Consider the following 16,822-nt stretch of genomic DNA (forward strand, 5'->3'; position numbering starts at 1 on the left):
ATGAAGACCACCCGTTCCGGCGCTTCACCGCGTTAGCGGAGCAGGCTGAGCACGTTCTGAGGCACCTGGTTGGCCTGGGCCAGCATGGCCGTACCGGCCTGCTGCAGGATCTGGGTGCGGGTCAGTTCGGCGGTTTCCTTGGCGAAGTCGGTGTCGCGGATGCGGCTGCGCGAAGCGGCCAGGTTTTCCGAGCTGGTCTGCAGGTTGGCGACCACCGAGGTGAAGCGGTTCTGCACCGCACCCAGGTCGGCGCGCGCGCTGTTGACCGAGGTCAGGGCAGCGTCGACGATTTCCAGGGCCTTCTGCGCGCCTTCGAACGTGGTGATGTCCAGGTCCTTGGCGAACTGCGCGGTGCCTGCCGTGGCCGCCGTGGTCGCGGCCGTCAGGCCCGAGCCGGTGACCGTGCCGCCCACGACCAGGTCGGTGTCGGCCTTGACCGAGGTCAGGGTGACCTGGTCGGCGTCGACCGAGGCGTACACGCCGGTCTCGCCCAGCTTGGCGTTGATGGCAGCGGCCAGGCCCTTGGCGATGTCCTCACCGCTTGTGCCGTTCGTGTACTCGACGTCCGCGATGGTCACACCGTTGATGGTCAGGTCGGCGATGCTGCCGTCGGCGGCGGCATCGGCGATGGCCGCGCTGGTGACGTCGGCGGCGAACTTCACGTTGCCCAGTGCATCGGCCTGCGCATCGACGACCTTGTCGATGGCGATGGCCTGCGACGCATTGGCGCCGACCTGGAACAGCTGGCTGGTGAACGAACCATCCAGCAGCTTGGTGCCGTTGAAATCGGCCTGCTTGGCGACGCGGTCGATTTCGGAGGTCAGCTGCTTGACTTCGGCGTTCAGCGCGGCGCGGTCGGACGAGGAGTTGGTCGCGTTGGCCGACTGCACCGACAGCTCACGGATGCGCTGCAGGTTGTTGCCGATTTCGGTCAGCGAACCTTCGGCGACCTGGGCCAGCGAGATGCCGTCGTTGGCGTTGCGCACGGCAACGTCCAGGCCACGGATCTGGGTGCTGAAGCGTTCGGAGATGGCCAGGCCGGCGGCGTCGTCCTTGGCGCTGTTGATGCGCAGGCCGGACGAAAGACGCTGGATGGTGGTGGCCAGTGAAGCCCCGCTGCTGCTCAGATTGCGCTGCGCATTCAGCGAGATGGTGTTGGTGTTGATGACCTGTGCCATGAGTTCTACTCCTTAGGCGTTTTCTGCACGGGGGAAAAGTTTTCCAACGATCCCCGCCGTGCCGCCGGGGATACCTGGTTCAGCGTTGCAACAAGCTCATTACGTTCTGCGGCACCTGGTTGGCCTGGGCCAGCATGGCCGTACCGGCCTGCTGCAGGATCTGGGTGCGGGTCAGTTCGGCGGTTTCCTTGGCAAAGTCGGTGTCGCGGATGCGGCTGCGCGAAGCGGCCAGGTTCTCCGAGCTGGTCTGCAGGTTGGCGACCACCGAGGTGAAGCGGTTCTGGATCGCGCCGAGATCGGCGCGCGAGCCGTTCACGGCCGTCAGTGCCTTGTCGACGATTTCCAGGGCCTGCTGGGCGCCGGCGAAATCCGAGATGTCCAGGTCGGACACGAACTTCGGCACTTCGCTGGTGGCGACGGCCGTCGCGGTGTACGTACCGCCCGTGATGGCGACGCCGAAGGCCGCGAAGTCGCCGTTGGCGTCCACGCTGGTCTTGACCGAGGTCAGCTCCAGGCCGGTGCCGGCGGCATCGACGTTGGCGTAGATGCCGGTTTCGCCGAGCTTGCCGTTGATATGGGCGGCCAGTGCCTTGGCGGCGGCTTCGTTGGTGGCGGCGACCGAACCGGCGCTCTTGACGGTCAGATCGTCGAAGGCGACGGCATTGCCGGCGCTGTCGGTGAGGGTCAGGCCGGTGATGGTGATGTCCGCAGTGGCGGAAGCCGCGGCCGTGATGGCCAGCGTGCCGCTGTCGAACTGCGAACCGCCCAGGGTCAGGGCGCGGGCATCGACCACCTTGTCGATGGCGATCGCCTGGCCGGCGTTGGCGCCGACCTGGAACAGCTGGCTGGTGAACGAGCCGTCCAGCAGCTTGGTGCCGTTGAAGTCGGCCTGCTTGGCGACGCGGTCGATTTCGGAGGTCAGCTGCTTGACTTCGGCATTCAATGCCGCGCGGTCGGAGCTGGAGTTGCTGGCGTTGGCCGACTGCACGGCCAGTTCGCGGATGCGTTGCAGGTTGTTGCCGATTTCGGTCAGCGAACCCTCGGCGACCTGGGCCAGCGAGATGCCGTCGTTGGCATTGCGCACGGCGACGTCGAGGCCGCGGATCTGGGTGCTGAAGCGTTCGGAGATGGCCAGACCGGCGGCGTCGTCCTTCGCACTGTTGATGCGCAGGCCCGACGACAGGCGCTGGATGGTGGTGGCCAATGAAGCGCCGCTGGTGCTCAGGTTGCGCTGAGCGTTGAGCGACATCGTGTTCGTGTTGATTACCTGTGCCATGTTCGTCTCCTCTTATTTGGATTCACGGCGTTGAAGGGAAAAGACGCTGCCGGTTTGTTTTGTGGTGGCTAGTCGTCTTCGTGTTGCGAAATGAATAACGGCGCTGCCGAAAAAACCTTTAGGGCAGGCGCGAAAAAATGTGTTAGGCCACGCAATCGCGCGGGAAAACCAGCGGTTTCCGGGGGGGCGCGAAGTGGCCTAAAGAACGGGTGCGCGATGCCGCTAAGCGGCGGCACGGCAGGGGGCGGTGTGATCGGGGTGCGCCGCTGCGCGGCGCGGCGGCGCCGGCCTCAGGGCTGCGGCGTGCGCCAGGCGTCGGCGGGATCGGCCAGCAGCAATACGCCGGGCATGCGGTATTCGCAGCCGATCAATGTGCGTTGCCTGAGACCGGGGTGTTCGCCGGGATAGATCACCAGGGCATGGAAATCATCGAGGGCGCCGGACAGGGGCGCATCGCGGCTGTCTTCCAGCGCGCGTTCCAGCTGCGCCGCCGCCTGCTCGATGGAGTCATCCACCAGCAGCAGGACGCGGTTGTCGGTGATGACGACGGCATCGCTGTGATGCCCCCACGCCTGCACGGGTTCGGCCAAGCGGTAAAGATCCATCATCGGCGCGCTGAATTGACGCTCGGTCTGGGTGAATTCCGTCGGGCGCTCGCGGCGGAGCCGTTGCAACAGGGTGGCGAGATCGCCATTGGCCGTGCGGCAGGTGAGGGCATCGAGCAAGGTATCGGACGGTGCGCCGGCCGCAACGGGCGCGGGCGCGGGTGGCACGTCGGTAACCGACTGTGCTGACACGACAGGCACGCCAGCCAGCCACAGCGCGGCCAGCACGAAGAAAACCGTCTTACTCGATCTGCGCATTCGCGTGGGCAGCATCCAGCGCTTCCATGGCGTCGCGCGGCTTGAGCTTGCCGGCTTTCTCGAACGAGGCCGCCGCGGCGTCTTCCTTCTTGTCGCCGTGAAGCAGCAGCAACACGTTCGCGTATTCCACGTGCGCGATGGGCGAATCCGGTGTCAGCTTGAGCGCGGTCCTGATATGCGACTCGGCTTCACTCGCCTTGGCACCGTAAGTCAGGCCGCCGATCATCGCGCCGATCTTGTCGATGATCTCGGCGTGGTACAGCGCCAGCGCGGTATGCGCTTCGGCATGCTTGGGATCCAGTTCCAGCGTGGCGTCCAGTGCGGTGCGGACCTTGCCCGCGATGCCCTGCTTGAGCGCCTTGGCGATGCTCAGGCCCTGGCTGTAGCGACCGAGCGCGAAGGCGTGCCGGTAATGACTGTTGGCTTCCTCGGGCAGCGCCTTGATGGCGGCTTCGGCCAGTTTCGCGGCCTGTTCGAAGCGCTTGAGTTGCTCGGATTCGTCTTCCACCAGATAGGTGGCATGGATGCCCAGCGCCTTGACCGCGACCGAAGCGCCCAGCGGGCCGAGGGCTTCACCGGCCTCATACGCGGCCTGGAAGTCACCGCGATGGAACGCGCGCCACGCATCCTGCAGGCGCTGCGCGAGGTCGGCGGGTTCGATGCCTTTGGCTGCCTTGCCTGCGGCGGCGATCAGCGCCTTGGCACGCTTTTCGTCAGGGTAGGGCTCCTGGTCGCCGGCATGCAGCGCCGGCCACGCCTTCTTCAATGCATCGCCCGTATAGGCGTAGCCCTTGGCGTCATGCGGAAACGCAGCCCACTTCGAAGACTTTCCTGCCATTGGTCGTCCCTCCCAGGATGCGGGGAGCATCGCCGCGAACGCGGTCGTCAGGCAACCCCTACGCATTCCGTCGCGCGAGCGGCCAATAGTGTGATTGCTCGACGCCGGCAGGACAGCATCGCGTCATGGAAGCCGGCCACCGTGGTCGGCATGTGGACTGCCCCCATGGCCGCCAGGAAGACCACCCGCAAGACCCCCGAACCCACCCTGCGCCACGTCTGGCTTGCCGGACTGGGCCTGATCGCCGTCGCGCGCCGTGAAGCCGTCGCGGCCGCCACCGATGCCGCTGGCCGGTTGCAGGCGGCGCGCGAATACGCCGGGAGCTTCGCCGGCCAGGCGCAGCGCGACGTACTTGACCGCCTGGCCGAAGTGCGTGAACAAGGCGAAGCCCGCGTGGGCCGGTTCAGTGCCGAGGTGGAAACTCGCCTGGAACCGGTGCTGACCAAGCTGGGCCTGAAGCAGCCCGCCCGGAAGGCCGCGCCCCGCGCCCGCAAGAAGCCGGCTGCCAAGCGCGCCCGCGCCACACCCGTCCGCAAGCCGGTGGCCAAGCGGCCGGTGCGTCGCAGCCGGGCCTGACGGCCCACGGACGCAACGCGTCCCGAACGCCCCGGTTCCCGGGGCGTCCTGTCATGGGGGCCCGATCAGAGATGCGCGGTGACGGCGGGTTCGGAGAACCAGTCGTTGTCGCGGCCGTTGGCGTAGCGGATCGGAACCTGCGCCAGCGCGGCCGGCTCCACGTCATCCAGGCAGGCCAGGTTCACCGAGTAGTAGCGGCCGCCGAGGACTTCCAGCTCGCCCCGGCCGAACGACTTCACGCCGCAGTGCCGGCAGAACAGATGTTCGGCCACGCCGCTGCCGAAGGGGTAGCGGGTCAGCGCCTCTTCGCCCTGCCGCAGGCGGAAAGCGTCCGGCCGGACCACTGTGCCCCAGTAGCGCGTCTTGGTACAGATCGAGCAGTTGCAACGGCCACTGCCGGCGGCCAGGTCGAGGTCGACTTCGTAACGCACGGCGCCGCAATGGCAGCTGCCCTGATAGGTCTGCACGGTCATGGGGTTTCCTTCCGGCGGGAGAGAGCTTCCAGTCTGGCCGACATCGAGGACAGAATCAGTCCTCAATGGGCGGCATACTGCGCCCATGCTCAGCACATCGAACCGCCTGCTCCGCCTGCTGTCGCTGCTCCAGTCGCGCCGTCACTGGACGGGCGCGGAACTGAGCCAGCGGCTGGAAATCGACCGCCGCACGCTGCGCCGCGATGTGGAGCGCCTGCGCGAGCTCGGGTATCCCATCGATGCGTCGCCAGGCCTGGGCGGCGGCTACCGGCTGGGTTCCGGCGCGACCATGCCGCCCGTGCTGCTGGAGGATGACGAGGCCGTAGCCGTGGCGGTGGCACTGCGCACGGCGGCGGCCAGCGTGGGCCGGATGGAGGACACCGCGCTGCGGCTGCTGTCGAAGCTGGACCAGTGGTTGCCGGCGCGGTTGCGCAAGCGCGCCAGTGCCCTGTATTCGGTCACGCTGTCGCTCGCCGGCGGTGCGCCCACGTCCGATGTGGACGCGCTGCTGCGCATCGCCGGTGCCTGCCGCGACGGCTTCCGCCTGCGCATGCAGTACCGCGACCGCACGCAGCGAGCCAGCGAGCGCCTGATCGAACCGCTGCGTCTGGTGCATACCGGCAGCCGCTGGTACCTGGTGGCTTGGGATCTGAAACGCGAGGACTGGCGGACGTTCCGCGTGGACCGCGTGCAGGCGCTGCACGATACCGGCACCCAGTTCCCGCCGCGCGAGTTTCCCGGCGACGTGGCGGACTACGTCGCGAAATCGATCACCCAGCCGTTCACCCGCTTCCAGGTGAGGCTGCGGCTGCCGGGGTCGGTGGAAGAGCAGGCGACACGGGTGCCCACCTGGTGCGGGATCCTGGAAGCCGGCGATGCACACCACTGCGTGCTGGAGCTGGGCGCCGAATCCGTCGAGGCGCTGCTCGCGCTGCTGGCCCTGGTGGGGCCGGAGTTCGAGATGCTGGATGATCGCGGCCTGCTGCCGGAACTGCGTGCGGCGTCGGCGCGGCTGGGCGATGTGCTGGCGGCGGCCTGATTCCCGGCTTTGCCGACGCAATGGTAGGAGGGGCTTCAGCCCCGACGCCTTTCCTACGGTCCTCGTTAATCTGACTGCACAGCGTCGGGGCTGAAGCCCCTCCTGCAGGCAAGCACGCTAGTTGGTATAGGCCTGCGTCAGCGTGTTCAGGTGCACACGTTCCGCGTCGCGCAGGAACGGTGCCACCAGCATCATCACCTGCACGATGCCCTGGCGGATGGCGGCCTGTTCGTCCTTCTCGCCACGCGTCGACGCGTAGTTCAGCCAGAAAGTGGAGATGACCAGCACGTTGGTGGCGGTGGCGGCCAGTTCCGCCGCCGACGCCCGCATCACGCCGGCCTGGCCCATGCCGCGCATCACCGCGTGCGCGCTGTCGTCGGCGCGCTTGAGGATGCGGGCGAAGCGCATGCGCAGCCGCCGGTTGCGGCTCAGGATCTCCACCAGGTCCCGATACAGGAAGCGGTAGTCCCAGATGCACTCGAACACGAGGTGCAACTGCAGCCAGATGTCCTCCAGCCCGGGCAGCCGGTCGGTGGGGGGCGTCAGCGCAGCGTCCATCCGCTCTTCGTACCGCGCGAAGAGCTGCTCGATGATGTCGTCCTTGTTGCGGAAGTGGTAGTACAGGTTGCCCGGGCTGATCTCCAGCTCGTCGGCGATGTGGTTGGTGGTGACATGCGGCTCGCCCTGCGTGTTGAACATCGCGAGGGCGGCGTCGAGGATGCGCTGGCGGGTATCGCGCGCCACGTCGGGCTTCAGGCCAGCAGCTTCTTCACCAGGTCCACGTACTTCTTCTGTGCGTCTTCCTGCGCCGTGCCCTTGAGCTTGGCCCAGGCCTCGTACTTGGCGGTACCGACGAAGTCGAAGAAACCCGGCTTGTCACCCTTCACATCACCTTCCGCGCCTTGTTTGTAAAGGCCGTAAAGCCGCAGCAACGTGTCGTTGTCCGGGCGCTCGGACAGCGTCTGGATGTCCTTGGATGCCTGGTCGAACGCGCTCTTGAGGTCTGCCATGGATGATCCCTCCCAGTGATCCAGGCCATCACACCACGGGTGGTGGAAGCGGTCAATGCGTGACGGGATTGTCGAATCTGGGCGGCTCTGGCAAGTTAGGCCGCAGGGCAGTCGGAGGGGCTCGCCCATACAACTTGAGGATAGGGGTCGTCATGAGCTATTTCGTCACGGGCGCCACAGGATTCATTGGCCGTTACCTGGTCGGCAATCTCCTCAAGCGCAGCGGGACGGTCCACGTGCTGGTCCGCAAGGACTCGCAGAAGAAGTTCGACGCCATCGCGAAGAAGGCCGGCTGGGACATGAAGCGCGTGTCCGTGGTGCACGGCGACATGACCAAGCCCAAGTGTGGCCTGACGCCCGCGCAGTTGCGTGCACTGACCGGCAAGGTGAAGCATTTCTTCCACCTGGCGGCGATCTATGACCTGACCGCGACCCGCGAAGCGCAACAGGCCGCCAACATCGACGGCACCCAGCATGCGCTCGACCTGGCCGCCGCCTTGAAGGCCGGCTGCTTCCACCACACCAGTTCCATCGCGGCGGCCGGGCTTTATCCGGGCATCTTCCGCGAGGACATGTTCGAGGAAGCCGAAGGGCTGGATGATCCCTACCTGCGCACCAAGCACGAATCCGAGGGGCTGGTGCGCAACGAGAAGCGCATCAAGTGGCGCATCTACCGTCCGGGCATGGTGGTGGGCCATTCGAAGACCGGCGAGATCGACAAGATCGACGGCCCGTACTACTTCTTCACCCTGATCAAGAAGCTGCGCGAGCTGCTCCCGCAGTGGGTGCCGGTGCTGGGCATCGAAGGCGGGCGCATCAACATCGTGCCGGTGGACTTCGTGGCCGACGCGATGGACCACATCGCGCACAAGCCCAAGCTGGATGGCCATACCTTCCACCTGACCGATCCCGAGCCGATGCGCGTGGGCGAAGTGCTCAACACGTTCTGCCGGGCCGGCCACGCGCCGGAAATGACCATGCGGATCGATGCGCGCATGTTCGCCTTCGTGCCGGGCAGCATCCGCATGGCGGTGGGCAACCTGCCGCCGGTGCGGCGCTTCATCGGCATGCTGCTGCGCGACTTCAAGATCCCGAAGGAAGTGTTGAAGTTCATTACCTATCCGACGCGCTTCGACAGCCGCGAGACCGAGCGGGCACTGAAGGGCAGCGGCATCGCCGTGCCGCGCCTGGACGACTACGCGTGGCGCCTGTGGGATTACTGGGAGCGCCACCTCGATCCGGACCTGTTCATCGACCGCTCGCTGAAGGGCAAGGTGCGCAACAAGGTGGTGGTCATCACCGGCGGTTCGTCCGGCATCGGCCTGTCCACCGCGCAGCGCGTGGCGGAAGCCGGCGCGACCACGATCATCGTGGCGCGCGGCGAGGAGGAACTGTTCAAGGCCCGCGACGACATGAAGAAGGCGGGCGGCAAGGTGTTCGCCTATACCGCCGACCTGGCCGACATGGCCGACTGCGACCGGCTGGTGAAGACCGTGCTGGACGAGCACGGGCATGTCGACATCCTGATCAACAATGCCGGCCGCTCGATCCGCCGCTCCATCGAGGCCAGCTACGACCGCTTCCACGATTTCGAGCGCACGATGCAGCTGAACTACTTTGGCAGCATCCGCCTGATCATGGGCTTCCTGCCGAAGATGACCGAGCGCCGCAAGGGCCACATCATCAACATCAGCTCGATCGGCGTGCTGGCCAATTCACCGCGTTTTTCGGCCTACGTCGCATCGAAGGCGGCGCTGGATGCATTCAGCCGCTGCGCGCAGGGCGAGTTGTCGGGCAAGGGCATCAGCTTCACCACCATCAACATGCCGCTGGTGAAGACGCCGATGATCGCGCCGACCAAGATGTACGACAGCGTGCCTACGCTGTCGCCGGAGGAGGCGGCCGACCTGCTGGTGAAGGCCATCATCGAGAAGCCCAGCCGCATCGCCACGCGCCTGGGCATCTTCGCTGCGCTGGTCAATGCCGTGGCGCCGAAGGCCTACGAGGTGGTGATGAACACCGCGTTCGAGCTGTTCCCGGATTCGGCCGCAGCCAAGGGTGACCGCAAGGCATTGAAGGAATCGGCGCCCAGCCAGGAACAGATCGCGTTTGCGTCGTTGATGCGGGGTGTGCACTGGTAGCGCTTTGCGTAGAGCCGAGCTCGCTCGGCTCTACGCCGCCACGTCACTGACGCAAGAGCTGCGGAACAAGCCCCGCTCTACGCGTCCTGTGGGTCCGCCCACCGCAACGGCACCGCCTGCATGTTCCGCATGTGCAGCGCCAGCGGTTCGATCCGGGACCACAGGAAGTCGCGCAGCTCGGCGTCTTCGACCGTCTCGACCATCGCGCTATGGAAACAGGCCAGCCAGCCGCTGGCTTCCTCCATGCCGATCCGGAAGGGCAGGTGGCGGGCGCGCAGCATGGGAGCACCGTGCTTCTGCGTGAACAATGGTGGGCCACCCAGCCAGCCGCTGAGGAATTCGAACAGCTTCTGCTCGCTGCCGTCGAGCGTGGCCGGATGCTGCGCGCGGACGGCGGCGGCTTCCGGCAACGTGTCCATCAGCGCGTACATGCGTTGGGTCATCCGGCGCAGGCCGGCTTCACCGCCGATGCGGTCATAGGGCGTGGGAGCGGCAGGATCATTCATCGAAACGGGAAGCGGGTCGACGGCAGCGCGATCATCCTGCAGCGCTGCCCGGGCGCACAGCGACGAAGTGTCGCGGCGGAATCACATCGTCTTGCACTGGCGCCAGCGCACCGGCTCGCTGCTGCCCGGCGGCGGGTTGAGTTGCACGCGGGTGGCGCGCAGGGCCGGGTAACGCTCCAGTTCCAGGCAGATCCACGGCCATATTTCCTTCTCGCTGCCCATGCGATCGATGCTCAGCGTCAGCTTGGTCTGCCAGACGCCGCGGGTGATGCCGGGGGTTTTCGACAGTGCCTGGAGCACGCTGCGCATCTGTGCTTCCAGTTCTTCCTGCGTCGGTTCGCGGAAGGCTTCCTGCGGCGCAGGCGTGGCGGGTGCAGGTGCGCTGACCGTGCGTGCCGGCACGGTTGCTGCCGGCCGTGCATCGACGCTCGTGTCGGCCGCCTGCCTGCTGGCCCATCCCGCCATGGCGAGGGCACCGAGCGTCACCGCCGCGAGCCAGCTGATGCCGACATGCCGTTTGGCGCGCGCCGATGCGTACGTCACGATCTGTTCGCGCAGGCTCGGCTCGATGAGGTGTCGGACTTCCGGCCACAGCCGCGGCCCGTCGAGCAACTCGATGTTGTTGCCCTGGGCCGCCTCCCGACCTTCCTTTTCCACTTTGCCCTCGGTGGCGAGGATGCCGCCACTGGCCGCACCCAGGCGGATGCTGGCGGCAAGTTCCTGTACCGGGGCAGCGGCGATCCGGTAGGCCGAACCGTGCTTGCACGAGAGCAGCCACTTTTCCTGGCCGCGCGCGAGCAGGAAGGTCGTCTGGGGTTCGCGGGACTCCTGGGGATCGGGGCCGGTTTCGACCAGGCCACGGCCTGCCATCGCGGCAAGGACGAGTTTCGAGAATTCTCTCCAGCGCAATCCGGACAAGGCATGCAGCCCGTAGGACATTTCGTCGCTGGGGCGTCGCACAAGCCAGAGATAGGCGGTGGCTGCCGCACCGGTCACAAGGGTGACCGCCAAACCGAGGAGCCAAATGGACATGCGTCGCGGGTGCGTTGTTGTTATTAGGCCCGCGATTCTACCGGGCCGCACCCACGGCTGTCTGTGCTGGCGGGTGCCCGCGCCGGGCGGCGGGCAAAGAAAAGCCCGCCAGTCCGAAGCCGTAAGGGGAGGGGAGCAAACGAACTTCGATGGACTGGCGGGCTGGAATGATTGTTACGCCATTCGATGTTGCCGCGCAACAAAATTTTATTCAGAAATACGCATGAAAATGCGCATGCAGCCTTATGGTGCAGCCTTCTTGCGCGCTGCACGTTTCGCGGGCGTTTTCTTCGCGGCAGGTGCCGGTTTTTTGACGGCCGGCTTGGTGCTGCGCTTGGCACGGGATTGCTTGGTGGCCGGCGCACCGCCCATCGTGCGCAGTTGGGCATTCAGTGCGTCAACGCGATCGATGAGCGCGGACAGATCCTCGCGGCTGGGCACCTCGAGACGGCGCAGCGCGCGATGCACGCGCTCTTCGAACACCTTCTCCAGGCGGTCCCAGGTATCCGACGCACGTTCGCGCGCCTGGCCGACGGTGGTCTCCATCGCATCGCGCATGGCCTGGGCCTTGCCGCCAGCCACCTTGCGCGTGGCCTGCTCCAGCGACAGACCTTCCTTCACCAGCGTTTCGAACAGCTTGGTGCCTTCGGCCTGCGCGCGCCCGAAAGCGCCCACGCCTGCCAGCCATACCTGCTGTGCGGATTCGCCCAGGCGCTTGGACATCTGCTCGGCCTGGGCCTGCAGGTTGTCGTTGTTGGAAGCGGATGCAGAAGCGGTCTTCTTGCGTGCGGATTTCTTCAGCGTGGCCATGGCGTTCCGTCAGTGGGTGGTGTCGGGGATTGCGCGCCAGAATCGGCGTGCTGTCTAGAGTTTTCACACCAGCCGGTGACGCGGCCGTGAGCGCATCAGCCGCGACGGGCCGCGCGGTGCCGCGACACGAGCTGGTCCACGTCGTCCAGGGCACGTCGCAGGCGCGCGGTGGTTTCGGTCATCCGCGGCATCACGTCCAGCCCGTCGAGGATGGAACGGTGGCGGTCGTTGACGATGTCCTCGTTGTAGCGGATGCCGTGCGCGGCCAGCATGGGCTTGAGCACCGACGCGCGCTTGCGCAGGTCGGCCAGCGTGTTGCGGTAGGCCAGCTGGCAGACGCGGTGGCGCGAAGAGAAGCTGAAGAGGTTGGTGAAGAACAGTTCGCTGTCGTCCGAATTGGGCTCGAACACCAGCTGGTCGATATCCGGGTAGCGATGCGGATACTTCTCCATGCCGATCTGCATGCGCGACTGCAGCAGTGTGCGCAGGGTCTGCGACAGCACGGCCGGGAGGCCGCCGCTTGCCAGGCCCACCTGTTCGGCTTCGTCGGCCTGGGGCGTGGCCTGGTTCGCATCGAACGGCACCAGCGGGTTGATGCCGATCATCAGCTCGATGCCGCGGTCCAGGACCGTGCTCGCATGCATGGTCCGGCGCAGGGCGCCGTCGAGGAAATGGCGGCCACCGATTTCCACCGGCGGATACAGGCCGGGCAGGGCGGAACTGGCCTGCACGGCGCGCGAGATCGGGATGTCGTCCCAGCCTTCCTCGCCGAAGCGCACGGCCTCGCCGCTGTCGAGATCGACCGCGACGACGAACAGGTCCGCGTCGAGCGTGCGGAAGTCATTGCTGCGGCCACGGCGGCTGAAGATGTCGCGCAGGAAACGCTCCACTTCCTCGTTGGCGAAGATGCCGGTGGGTACCAGGCCGCCAAAACGCAGGAACATGTCGGACCAGCGCGTCGCGCGGCGCGGATTGCGCACCAGCCGGTTCAGCCAGTCGGCGTACAGGCCGGGGAGGCTGGCCGCACGGCGCAGGTACTCGCCAACATTCGGGCGCAGGAAGGTTTCGGGCCGGAATTCCGCATCGTCGCTGGTGCCGGTGATGAAGATGCGGCACATCTCGGCCGTGCCCATCCGGTTGGCCAGCCCGGCGGCGAGGAATGCACCGGAACTGACGCCGACATAGCAGTCCATCCGGGTCAGGTCCAGGCCGTCGAGGGCTTCGTCCAGGGCACGCAGCGCGCCCAGCTCGTACATGCCCCCGATGGGGCCGCCGCCGGCGATGGCCAGCCCGATCTTGCCGTTGTGGCCCCGCCGCCGCGCACTGTGGATCGAAAGCATGTACTACCCGTGGTGACCTTGCCGCCCGAGTGTAGCCGACCCGCCGCCGGGTTGCGGCGCCCGCAGCGGGCCCGGATCATGCCCGGCATGGCCTCAGGAAATCCCTTGATCGAACGCGTTGGCAGGCGCCTGGCCTGGCACCAGGCCCTGCATGATCCGGTGCAGGAGCCCCGCAACCGGCTGCGCTGGCTGCCGGAGCTGCGGCGCTGGCAGGCGGCACGGCTGGAGACCAGCTTCGAGCATTTCCTGAACGACCCAACGCGGCGCGCGGCGGCGATGTTCTTCCTGACCGACGTCTATGGCGACCACGATTTCAGCAAGCGCGACGCCAATGTCGCCAAGGTGATGCCGATGATGCAGCGCCTGCTGCCCGGTGCCGTGCTGGAGACCGTGGCGCACGGGATCGAACTGGGCGTGCTGACGCACGCGCTGGACATGCGGATGGCCGAGGCGCTGCATCGGCTGGCGCCGAATCGCCGCAAGCTGGACGCGGACCTGTACGGGCGTGCCTATCGCGAGGTGGGCCTGCCGCGCCTGCGCGGGCACCAGATCGACCTGATCGCCGAGGTGGGAGTGGGCCTGGCGCGGGCGGTGAAGACGCCCGGCGTCGCCACCCTGCTCAAGCTGTCGCGCGGCCCGGCAAAGGCGACCGGGCTGGGTGAGCTCCAGGGATTCCTGGAGCGGGGATTCGCAGCCTTTGCTGCACTAGGCGACGGCAAGGCTTTCGTGCGCGACATCGAGCGGGCAGAGCGCGCCGTGTCGCAGCGATTGTTCGAGGACGAGCCCGACCCGTTCCGCGACTGACGTTCAGTCGAACTTGTCGCTCAGGACCCGACGGATCTCGGCCTCGATGGGGCCTTTCATCGCCGACAGCAGGAAGCCCAGGTTGGCGGTGACGCGCAGCGTGTCGGCGAGCAGGGCGATCTTTCCGTCCACACCCGAACGGCTGAAGTTCAGCGTGTCGCCGTCCCAGCCGTACTCCATGTCGAAGCGCTCGGACAGTTTCTTTGCCACGTCTTCGACCGCCTTGCGCGCCTGCTTCGGCGACTTGGAATGCGGGTGCAGGATATCGATGCTGGCCATGCGGGGCTCCCTTTGTCCGGCGCTATTCTGCGCAGCGCGATGGGCGTATGCCAAGCCGGGGCTGCCGGATGCGCCTCAACCTGATAGGCTCCCGTGGCGTGCAGAACCTCAGACTTCACTTCGCAAATCGCCCTTCGCCCGACCGGCCGCTCACCACCGGCGTGCACCGCATCGTGCGTGAAGCGGCGGGCACGGTCGGCGTCGGCGATGCGCTGCAGGGTGCGCTGCTCGCGCAGATCTGCGTGGACCGGCGCGGCCTGTGGTTGCAGGTGGCCAACGGCATGCGGGGGGTGCACATCAACGGCCGTCCTGTGAAACGGATGGCGGTGCTGCGTCCGGGCGATGCGGTCTATGTGGAAGGCGTGGAACTGCTGCTGCAGTCGGGCTACCAGTCGGCCGCCGACCTCCGTGAAAGCGACGCCGGCCAGGGCGATGTCCGTGTGGTGCTGCGGGGCCTGGGCGGCAAGTACCACGGCAAGAGTGTGTCCCTCGAGCAGCCGCGCGTGGTCGGACGTGCGCGCGATGCCCATATCCGCGTGGACGACCCGGCGTTCGCCGAGCGCCATGCCCGGCTCGAACTGCGCGGTGAACGCGTCCTGCTGCGCGATCTGGGATCCGCCGATGGCACCCGGGTGAACGGTGTGGCGGTGCGCGATGCGCTGCTCGTGGCCGGCGACCAGATCGTCTTCGATGCCCAGCATCGTTTCGTGCTGGAGGTGCCGTGGGCGCCCAGCGCCAAGTCGGACGAGCCTGCGCAGCAGGACGAAACGGGGCCGACACCCGGCGCCGGCGACACCGCCCCGGCGTCATCGTCATCGGTGTTGCGTTGGCCCTGGCTGCTGCTGGCGGCCTTGCTGATGGCCGGCGCGCTCAGCGCGCTGTTGCTGTTCGGCGCAGGCTGATCTTCTTCCAGACGCGCCACCCCAGCAGCGCCGCCAGGATGCCCGCATACAGCAGCGGCTCGCGGATGTCCGACTTCACCAGCCACCAGAAGTGCAGCACGGCGAGCACTCCGATCGCATAGACGAGCTTGTGCAGCTGGCCCCAGCGCCGGCCGAGCCGACGCATCCAGCCCTGGGTGGAGGTGACCGCCAGCGGCACCAGCAGCAGCCACGCGGTGAAGCCGACGGTGATGTAGGGACGCTTGACGATCTCTTCGAAGATCTGCGTCCAGTAGCCGCGCAGGTCCAGCGCCAGGTAGGCCGACAGGTGCAGCGTGGCGTAGAAGAACGCGTACAGGCCCAGCATGCGCCGGAAGCGCAGCAGCACGGCCTTGCCCGTCAACTGGCGCAGCGGCGTGATGGCCAGGGCCACCATCAGCAGCCGCAGCGCCCACAGGCCGGTACGGTGCTCGACCTCCGCCACGGGGTCCGCGCCCAGCGCGTCGCTTCCTGTCTGCCATACGTCGAAGAACTGCCAGGCCAGGATCGCCAGTGGAGTGAGTGCCAGGGCATGGACCAGGGTCTTGGCGGCAATGAGGCGCGGGGTTGTCTTGGCCATGCGAGGGTCAGGTCGATGTCAGGAGGAGGGCGGGGCGGTGATCGGGTGCGGGAGGGCAGGAATCGGCACGCGGGATGCCATGGGTTGCGAGCCTGCCGGACCGCCCTTTATCGCAGCGCCCCTCAAGGACCTGCGTGCGGGCACGATCGGGCCATCAATACCACTTCTTCAGGTCCAGGCCTGCATACAGCGAGGCCACCTGGTCGGCATAGCCATTGAACATGCGTGTCGGGATGCGCTCGGCGAACAGCTTGCTCTGCTTGCCGGCGATGCGGCGCTCGGTCTTCTGGCTCCAGCGTGGATGGTCGACACTGGGATTCACGTTGGAGAAGAACCCGTACTCCGATGGCTGCAGGTCATGCCACGCGGTTTCGGGCATCTTTTCGACGAACTTGATCTCGACGATCGACTTGATGCTCTTGAAGCCATACTTCCACGGCACCACCAGGCGCAACGGCGCGCCGTTCTGCTGCGGCAGCGGCTTGCCGTACAGGCCGGTGGCCAGCAGGGTGAGGGGATGCATCGCCTCGTCGATGCGCAGGCCCTCGCGGTACGGCCAGTTGATCGAGCGGTAGCGCACACCGGGCATCTGCACCGGATCGGCCAGCGTGGTGAAGGCGACGTACTTGGCCTTGGCGGTCGGCTGGAACTTCTTCAGCACCTCGCCCAGTGGCACGCCCAGCCACGGGATCACCATCGACCAGCCTTCGACGCAGCGCAGGCGGTAGATGCGCTCCTCGGGCGTCAGCCCCTTCAGGAGGTCTTCGAGCGCGATCCGGCCCGGCTTCGCGCATTCGCCGCCCACCACCACCGACCATGGCGAAGTCTTCAATGTCTTGCGTGCGGTGGACGGGTCGGCCTTGCCGGTGCCGAACTCGTAGAAGTTGTTGTAGCTCGCCACGTCTTCGTAACGGGTCAGTTCCTCCGTCGTGCGGAATCCGGACCGGGCCTGCTCGGGCGTCACCGTCAACCTCGGGGGTGGAGGCGGCTCGGCCTCCGCGCAACCGGACAGGGCCAGCGCCGGCGCCATCGCGAAGGCACGCAGCAGGGCGCGCCGCTCCCGGTAGACGGACTCGTCGGTGATCTCGGAGGAGGGGATTCGCAAGGCGTCGCGCAGGGACATGGGGAAACTCCGGAACGTTGCAGGTGTTCTTGGA

At 66.8% G+C, this 16,822-nt stretch carries 19 protein-coding genes and 1 pseudogene; 5 read left to right on the forward strand and 15 right to left on the reverse strand.

Going from position 1 to position 16,822, the window contains the following annotated elements:
- Window positions 1–32: 32 nt before the first annotated feature.
- The 4 genes from AC3DET_RS10840 to AC3DET_RS10855 form a co-directional block, all read right to left on the reverse strand.
- Window positions 33–1,178: a flagellin gene (locus AC3DET_RS10840; RefSeq protein ID WP_142124887.1), complete on the reverse strand. Its 1,146-nt coding sequence runs from the start codon at window positions 1,176–1,178 to the stop codon at window positions 33–35.
- 79 nt (window positions 1,179–1,257) lie between these two features.
- Complete coding sequence (locus tag AC3DET_RS10845; protein ID WP_142124886.1) at window positions 1,258–2,454, reverse strand: flagellin; 1,197 nt, start codon at window positions 2,452–2,454, stop codon at window positions 1,258–1,260.
- A 290-nt stretch (window positions 2,455–2,744) separates the two neighbouring features.
- Window positions 2,745–3,317: a hypothetical protein gene (locus AC3DET_RS10850; RefSeq protein WP_488391581.1), complete on the reverse strand. Its 573-nt coding sequence runs from the start codon at window positions 3,315–3,317 to the stop codon at window positions 2,745–2,747.
- On the reverse strand, window positions 3,301–4,155 hold the full coding sequence (locus AC3DET_RS10855; RefSeq protein WP_488391582.1) for a hypothetical protein: 855 nt from the start codon (window positions 4,153–4,155) through the stop codon (window positions 3,301–3,303). Before AC3DET_RS10855 ends, AC3DET_RS10850 begins: the two co-directional genes overlap by 17 nt.
- Window positions 4,156–4,320: 165 nt before the next feature.
- Here AC3DET_RS10855 and AC3DET_RS10860 point away from each other — a divergent pair, with 165 nt between their 5' ends.
- Window positions 4,321–4,731 (forward strand): hypothetical protein, encoded by a 411-nt coding sequence (locus AC3DET_RS10860; RefSeq protein WP_488391583.1) that lies wholly within the window; start codon window positions 4,321–4,323, stop codon window positions 4,729–4,731.
- A gap of 65 nt (window positions 4,732–4,796) precedes the next feature.
- Here the strand turns inward: AC3DET_RS10860 and AC3DET_RS10865 are convergent, their stop codons facing one another.
- On the reverse strand, window positions 4,797–5,204 hold the full coding sequence (locus AC3DET_RS10865) for a GFA family protein (RefSeq protein ID WP_277726337.1): 408 nt from the start codon (window positions 5,202–5,204) through the stop codon (window positions 4,797–4,799).
- A gap of 85 nt (window positions 5,205–5,289) precedes the next feature.
- Between AC3DET_RS10865 and AC3DET_RS10870 the strand changes: the two genes are divergently transcribed.
- A complete protein-coding gene (locus AC3DET_RS10870; RefSeq protein WP_488391584.1) occupies window positions 5,290–6,243 on the forward strand; it encodes a helix-turn-helix transcriptional regulator in 954 nt (317 codons plus the stop codon).
- 22 nt (window positions 6,244–6,265) lie between these two features.
- On the opposite strand, the pseudogene AC3DET_RS10875 reads toward AC3DET_RS10870, so the two are convergent.
- The 3 genes and pseudogenes from AC3DET_RS10875 to AC3DET_RS10885 form a co-directional block, all read right to left on the reverse strand.
- Window positions 6,266–6,355, reverse strand: a pseudogene (locus AC3DET_RS10875) (DUF6053 domain-containing protein); the annotation flags it as partial.
- 5 nt (window positions 6,356–6,360) lie between these two features.
- Window positions 6,361–6,987 (reverse strand): TetR/AcrR family transcriptional regulator, encoded by a 627-nt coding sequence (locus tag AC3DET_RS10880; RefSeq protein ID WP_192202629.1) that lies wholly within the window; start codon window positions 6,985–6,987, stop codon window positions 6,361–6,363.
- 8 nt (window positions 6,988–6,995) lie between these two features.
- Window positions 6,996–7,253 (reverse strand): acyl-CoA-binding protein, encoded by a 258-nt coding sequence (locus tag AC3DET_RS10885; RefSeq protein ID WP_192202628.1) that lies wholly within the window; start codon window positions 7,251–7,253, stop codon window positions 6,996–6,998.
- Window positions 7,254–7,405: 152 nt separating this feature from the next.
- Between AC3DET_RS10885 and AC3DET_RS10890 the strand changes: the two genes are divergently transcribed.
- On the forward strand, window positions 7,406–9,394 hold the full coding sequence (locus AC3DET_RS10890; RefSeq protein ID WP_337732087.1) for an SDR family oxidoreductase: 1,989 nt from the start codon (window positions 7,406–7,408) through the stop codon (window positions 9,392–9,394).
- Window positions 9,395–9,471: 77 nt separating this feature from the next.
- Here the strand turns inward: AC3DET_RS10890 and AC3DET_RS10895 are convergent, their stop codons facing one another.
- The 4 genes from AC3DET_RS10895 to AC3DET_RS10910 all read right to left on the reverse strand — a co-directional run bounded on the left by AC3DET_RS10895 (window position 9,472) and on the right by AC3DET_RS10910 (window position 13,082).
- Complete coding sequence (locus AC3DET_RS10895; protein ID WP_488391585.1) at window positions 9,472–9,900, reverse strand: group II truncated hemoglobin; 429 nt, start codon at window positions 9,898–9,900, stop codon at window positions 9,472–9,474.
- A gap of 81 nt (window positions 9,901–9,981) precedes the next feature.
- A complete protein-coding gene (locus AC3DET_RS10900; RefSeq protein ID WP_488391586.1) occupies window positions 9,982–10,932 on the reverse strand; it encodes a restriction endonuclease in 951 nt (316 codons plus the stop codon).
- Between the two features lie 243 nt (window positions 10,933–11,175).
- Entirely contained in the window at window positions 11,176–11,742 is a 567-nt protein-coding gene (locus AC3DET_RS10905) for a phasin family protein (RefSeq protein ID WP_488391587.1), read from the reverse strand.
- A gap of 95 nt (window positions 11,743–11,837) precedes the next feature.
- A complete protein-coding gene (locus AC3DET_RS10910) occupies window positions 11,838–13,082 on the reverse strand; it encodes a patatin-like phospholipase family protein (RefSeq protein ID WP_488391588.1) in 1,245 nt (414 codons plus the stop codon).
- 105 nt (window positions 13,083–13,187) lie between these two features.
- Here AC3DET_RS10910 and AC3DET_RS10915 point away from each other — a divergent pair, with 105 nt between their 5' ends.
- The gene (locus tag AC3DET_RS10915) at window positions 13,188–13,886 is read left to right on the forward strand and encodes a DUF8198 family protein (protein WP_337732084.1); all 699 of its coding nucleotides are present in this window, start codon (window positions 13,188–13,190) and stop codon (window positions 13,884–13,886) included.
- 3 nt (window positions 13,887–13,889) lie between these two features.
- On the opposite strand, the gene AC3DET_RS10920 is transcribed toward AC3DET_RS10915, so the two are convergent.
- A complete protein-coding gene (locus AC3DET_RS10920; protein ID WP_192202621.1) occupies window positions 13,890–14,165 on the reverse strand; it encodes a polyhydroxyalkanoic acid system family protein in 276 nt (91 codons plus the stop codon).
- 98 nt (window positions 14,166–14,263) lie between these two features.
- On the opposite strand from AC3DET_RS10920, the gene AC3DET_RS10925 reads away from it, so the two are divergent.
- Window positions 14,264–15,067: an FHA domain-containing protein gene (locus AC3DET_RS10925; RefSeq protein WP_337732083.1), complete on the forward strand. Its 804-nt coding sequence runs from the start codon at window positions 14,264–14,266 to the stop codon at window positions 15,065–15,067.
- Here the strand turns inward: AC3DET_RS10925 and msrQ are convergent.
- Together msrQ and msrP are read right to left on the reverse strand one after the other, a co-directional pair.
- Window positions 15,036–15,665: a protein-methionine-sulfoxide reductase heme-binding subunit MsrQ gene (gene msrQ, locus AC3DET_RS10930; RefSeq protein WP_488391589.1), complete on the reverse strand. Its 630-nt coding sequence runs from the start codon at window positions 15,663–15,665 to the stop codon at window positions 15,036–15,038. The genes AC3DET_RS10925 and msrQ overlap by 32 nt on opposite strands.
- A 154-nt stretch (window positions 15,666–15,819) precedes the next feature.
- Window positions 15,820–16,788 (reverse strand): protein-methionine-sulfoxide reductase catalytic subunit MsrP, encoded by a 969-nt coding sequence (gene msrP / locus AC3DET_RS10935; RefSeq protein WP_446539268.1) that lies wholly within the window; start codon window positions 16,786–16,788, stop codon window positions 15,820–15,822.
- Between the last annotated feature and the right edge of the window lie 34 nt (window positions 16,789–16,822).

It is taken from the genome of Pseudoxanthomonas sp. 97-1-1 (genome assembly GCF_057773125.1).

What these genes read in the sequence shown, in the direction of transcription:
- AC3DET_RS10840 (WP_142124887.1), bottom strand. Translation starts at nt 1,178, where the DNA reads ATGGCACAGGTCATCAACACCAACACCATCTCGCTGAATGCGCAGCGC.
- AC3DET_RS10845 (WP_142124886.1), bottom strand. Translation starts at nt 2,454, where the DNA reads ATGGCACAGGTAATCAACACGAACACGATGTCGCTCAACGCTCAGCGC.
- AC3DET_RS10850 (WP_488391581.1), bottom strand. Translation starts at nt 3,317, where the DNA reads ATGCGCAGATCGAGTAAGACGGTTTTCTTCGTGCTGGCCGCGCTGTGG.
- AC3DET_RS10855 (WP_488391582.1), bottom strand. Translation starts at nt 4,155, where the DNA reads ATGGCAGGAAAGTCTTCGAAGTGGGCTGCGTTTCCGCATGACGCCAAG.
- AC3DET_RS10860 (WP_488391583.1), top strand. Translation starts at nt 4,321, where the DNA reads ATGGCCGCCAGGAAGACCACCCGCAAGACCCCCGAACCCACCCTGCGC.
- AC3DET_RS10865 (WP_277726337.1), bottom strand. Translation starts at nt 5,204, where the DNA reads ATGACCGTGCAGACCTATCAGGGCAGCTGCCATTGCGGCGCCGTGCGT.
- AC3DET_RS10870 (WP_488391584.1), top strand. Translation starts at nt 5,290, where the DNA reads ATGCTCAGCACATCGAACCGCCTGCTCCGCCTGCTGTCGCTGCTCCAG.
- AC3DET_RS10885 (WP_192202628.1), bottom strand. Translation starts at nt 7,253, where the DNA reads ATGGCAGACCTCAAGAGCGCGTTCGACCAGGCATCCAAGGACATCCAG.
- AC3DET_RS10890 (WP_337732087.1), top strand. Translation starts at nt 7,406, where the DNA reads ATGAGCTATTTCGTCACGGGCGCCACAGGATTCATTGGCCGTTACCTG.
- AC3DET_RS10895 (WP_488391585.1), bottom strand. Translation starts at nt 9,900, where the DNA reads ATGAATGATCCTGCCGCTCCCACGCCCTATGACCGCATCGGCGGTGAA.
- AC3DET_RS10900 (WP_488391586.1), bottom strand. Translation starts at nt 10,932, where the DNA reads ATGTCCATTTGGCTCCTCGGTTTGGCGGTCACCCTTGTGACCGGTGCG.
- AC3DET_RS10905 (WP_488391587.1), bottom strand. Translation starts at nt 11,742, where the DNA reads ATGGCCACGCTGAAGAAATCCGCACGCAAGAAGACCGCTTCTGCATCC.
- AC3DET_RS10910 (WP_488391588.1), bottom strand. Translation starts at nt 13,082, where the DNA reads ATGCTTTCGATCCACAGTGCGCGGCGGCGGGGCCACAACGGCAAGATC.
- AC3DET_RS10920 (WP_192202621.1), bottom strand. Translation starts at nt 14,165, where the DNA reads ATGGCCAGCATCGATATCCTGCACCCGCATTCCAAGTCGCCGAAGCAG.
- msrQ (WP_488391589.1), bottom strand. Translation starts at nt 15,665, where the DNA reads ATGGCCAAGACAACCCCGCGCCTCATTGCCGCCAAGACCCTGGTCCAT.
- msrP (WP_446539268.1), bottom strand. Translation starts at nt 16,788, where the DNA reads ATGTCCCTGCGCGACGCCTTGCGAATCCCCTCCTCCGAGATCACCGAC.